The following is a 1723-nucleotide window of genomic DNA, read 5'->3' as shown; positions in this document are numbered from 1 at the left end:
AATCAGCGGGTTTTTAACGATGCAGCCGATAACTCCCATGACCCTCGGCAACATGCGCGCCAACGGCGTGCGGTCGCTGATTGTGCACTGCTCGAATGTCAATTGCCGACACGAAGCAATCGTGAATTTCGAGGCCCATGGCGATGATGTATTTGTGCCGTCCCTCGGCCAGCGAATGCGCTGTGAACGGTGTGGCCAGCGTGGCGCTGATGTGATGCCCAATTGGAACGAGCGCCCCACTACCGGGGCATTCGATGGCCGCCGATGACTGATAATCGCCCAATGATGGCGGAGCAGGCGGAGACGCTCAAGAAGCTTGCCGAGGCCGCCTACGAATTGGACGCATTCAGACCGAATCTCACCCGCACAGAGGCAAATATACGCATTGCGATGCTAAAGGCTAAGCTCAAGCTGCTTGACGGGCCGCCGCATACACTCTGAGATACGTCGAGGAAAAGGCCGCCAGGCGGTACGGCCACAACAAAAGACGACGACGCAAGTTTATCGCGCAATGGTTGCGCTTGTGAAGGGGTAGCCGATGGCAGAGAAATCCGGCCCGGAGAAATACGCTCCGCCCGACCGGCGTTCACCGGAAAAACTGAGTAACGTCGATCAGGCGACGGCGAACGCGGTCGAGGGCGAGATCCGTGAGTTCGTCCGGCGCGACGTCTCTCTTCCGCATCGGCAACGCAGCGAGATCAATGCGGCTAACGGCCCGGCCGCCGAAAATCTGAATGCACTGATCCAGCGCGTCGCTGGCGATTCGATGGAGGAAATCGACAGTGTCATTCGCGAGCTGGAAAGTGTGCGTGATATGTTGCGCAATGAAGGCGGACGTGTCAGCCGGGAGGTCGCCGGTTACGCCAGCCTAAGCCAGGCGGCAACAACGGCAATGAAGGTCTTTGCCGACAGCATCAAACAATGGAAAGACGCGGCGGGCAAGCCGGGCCCGCGTTAGGTGAGCTGACATTTCAGACAGCAGCCTGGCTGCGTGGTGTTTCGGTCGCGGCTAATCTAACTTATGCTCACTTTCAAACGCGCCTCATTATCCTGGCCGAGCGGCAACGGCCGGACGACGATTACGACGTGTTCGACGGCGAGCAACACGTCGGGCGCATAATGCTTCACCCGCAGGCACCCGAGGACGAGCCTGGGTTCTGGACGATCATCGGGCGCGTGCCGCAATGCACGCATGATCGAGCCTATGCCGGTCGAGGCTAAATCCACAATGCGCGCAGCAAAATATAGCTCAGCGCGATATCGACCATGAGAAGAGCAGCTAAATGCACATCCATGAGGCCGTCTCCTGCTTCGGGCTCCCCCAGCAGTTAGCGGCAATCTTTTCCCAGCTGGATTGAACGAAAGCTGAACAACCGTGCCACGGTAATGTCCAAGTTCCATCGCGCACGATCGAAGCTACGGGCGAGCCGTGAGGAAGCGATACCATTTTGGTCACGTCGACATGCCACGGCAGCAATCCGGCTGCGGCCCGAGCACCGCAATCACGTCTGGTTGTGTGTACCAAAAACCTTATCTGCAATGATTAGCTGAAGGAATCACATACCGTCGGCGGACCACGGTCGCCCTGTTATGTTTCGTTAGATGGGGTAATCGGCCGGCAGCTTGTGGATAGCTGAAGATTTTGGGTGCTGCGCTTCAGGCTGATGGTGAATACGAGGTCCGTTGTCACGGCCTCAAGCATCAGATGGAGAAGCGCAGCATG

The 1723-nt window shown here is 57.9% G+C and carries 4 protein-coding genes; 3 read left to right on the top strand and 1 reads right to left on the bottom strand.

The genetic code is table 11. From position 1 onward, the window contains the following. From WCA10_RS14370 to WCA10_RS14360, 3 genes are all read left to right on the top strand, one after another. Nucleotides 1–268: hypothetical protein (locus WCA10_RS14370; protein ID WP_472823222.1), on the top strand; the 268-nt coding region annotated here is incomplete at its 5' end. Continuing rightward, nucleotides 265–441 carry a DUF3072 domain-containing protein gene (locus WCA10_RS14365; protein ID WP_472823221.1) on the top strand — a complete coding sequence of 59 codons (177 nt, stop codon included), beginning with the start codon at nt 265–267 and terminating at the stop codon, nt 439–441. The genes WCA10_RS14370 and WCA10_RS14365, both read left to right, overlap by 4 nt. 97 nt (nt 442–538) lie before the next feature. Then, nucleotides 539–958 (top strand): hypothetical protein, encoded by a 420-nt coding sequence (locus WCA10_RS14360; protein ID WP_472823220.1) that lies wholly within the window; start codon nt 539–541, stop codon nt 956–958. Nucleotides 959–1014: 56 nt separating this feature from the next. Here the strand turns inward: WCA10_RS14360 and WCA10_RS14355 are convergent, their stop codons facing one another. Next, nucleotides 1015–1194 (bottom strand): hypothetical protein, encoded by a 180-nt coding sequence (locus tag WCA10_RS14355; RefSeq protein WP_472823219.1) that lies wholly within the window; start codon nt 1192–1194, stop codon nt 1015–1017. Between the last annotated feature and the right edge of the window lie 529 nt (nt 1195–1723).

Source organism: Occallatibacter sp. (genome assembly GCF_049582745.1).
Lineage (GTDB): Bacteria > Acidobacteriota > Terriglobia > Terriglobales > Acidobacteriaceae > Telmatobacter.
This window is presented reverse-complemented; position numbering and strand designations above follow the sequence as displayed.

Bases quoted from the DNA above. Each gene is read 5' to 3' on its own strand.
- WCA10_RS14360 (WP_472823220.1), top strand. From the start codon at position 539: ATGGCAGAGAAATCCGGCCCGGAGAAATACGCTCCGCCCGACCGGCGT.
- WCA10_RS14365 (WP_472823221.1), top strand. From the start codon at position 265: ATGACTGATAATCGCCCAATGATGGCGGAGCAGGCGGAGACGCTCAAG.
- WCA10_RS14355 (WP_472823219.1), bottom strand. From the start codon at position 1,194: ATGCGTGCATTGCGGCACGCGCCCGATGATCGTCCAGAACCCAGGCTC.